Raw genomic sequence first — 1,317 nt, 5'->3', positions numbered from 1 at the left:
ACGTGGGCTACAAAGAGGCATTTGAGGGCGTGAGCGCTAGGATAAAGCTTGATAGCATAGATACCGTTATCGGCCTAGCAGACTTTTGGAAATTTGCCGGCAGATCAAGCGCCGTAACGGGCGGCGATCACGGCGCGCCGAGATTTAAAGACAGAGTTGTTATCGGCGGCTTTGGGCCTTACGGCTATAAATTTGACAATATCTTTAACTCATTTGTGACATATAGCGGCCTTCCCGGCGTCTCGCTCACGGCCGGTTATGCAAACGTATCTGGTCTTGAATACGATGACGCGGCCAATTCAAAAGGCGATATAAATTTCTACTTCGCAGCTGCTGGCTACAAAACGCCTACGCTTTTTGAAAACGCGGTAGTTGGAATAGACTTTATGTATAAAGGCTCAAGAACAAACGGTACTTTAAAAGAGAATTTCGACTTTAACGGCAACTACTACGCAGGCATGATAGGGCTTTATAACGCTTACGGCTTTGATCTTAGATACGCATACTCAACCGTTAGCAAAAACCAGATGTCGCTTCAAGGCATAGGAAACGACGTTGGCTCATTTACGGCCACTCCGATCTATGGTCCGTTTTTATTTATGAATTTTGCTGGTATGAATTTACATAAATTTAGCGCAGGCTATGACTTTAGCAACGTAGGCGTCGACGGTCTTAGGGTGGACGCTGACTACTGGTATGGCAAGCAGCATAACGGCAGCAACGTTCGCTCAGGCGGCCTTCATGGTCAAGCGCCAGGAACTAGGATAGATGTAGAGGGCTGGGACGTGCAAGTTAGCTATAAAGTTCCTGCAGTAAAAGGCTTAAAGCTATCTGCTATCTACGAAACTATGGATAGAAAGCTAAAATATACCAATGGCGGCTCTAACGGCAAGACAAGAGATGAAGAGCTTTGGCTAAGAGCCTCTTACGACTTTGATTTATTAAAATAAATTTGAAACAAGGAGTATAAAATGGTAGAAAAAAATGAACTATCACGCCGCTCGTTTTTAAAACGTAGCGGAGCGCTCACGCTTGGCTCGGTTGTGGCTGGATCTGCGCTACTAACAGGCTGTGATAACCCGAACAATCACCTCATCCATCCAAAAAAGGAAGTTGCAAAAGCCCCTGAAGTGCCAAAATGGCTGGGCGCTGAGCCGCAAATTTCAGACAAAGATATCAAAGAGACGCTTGAAACCGATGTACTTATCATAGGTGCCGGCGTTTCGGGACTCCACGCTGCGCGCGCTGCAACTGAAAAAGGTGCAAGGGTTATCGTCCTAGAAAAAGCCGGTCGCTTTCAAGTTAGAAGCGGTCAGT

2 protein-coding genes are annotated in these 1,317 nt (G+C 46.3%); both read left to right on the top strand.

The genetic code is table 11. The features are described from left to right. Positions 1-950: metalloid reductase RarA (locus tag Q0394_RS07295; RefSeq protein WP_298946450.1), on the top strand; the 950-nt coding region annotated here is incomplete at its 5' end. Positions 951-971: 21 nt separating this feature from the next. After that, a partial coding sequence (locus tag Q0394_RS07290) for an FAD-dependent oxidoreductase (RefSeq protein ID WP_298946448.1) occupies positions 972-1,317 on the top strand: 346 nt, incomplete at its 3' end.

Origin of the sequence: uncultured Campylobacter sp. (genome assembly GCF_938039205.1) — a bacterium.
Lineage (GTDB): Bacteria > Campylobacterota > Campylobacteria > Campylobacterales > Campylobacteraceae > Campylobacter_A.
The sequence above is the reverse complement of the archived record's forward strand: the minus strand, read 5'-3'. Positions and strand labels throughout refer to the sequence as shown.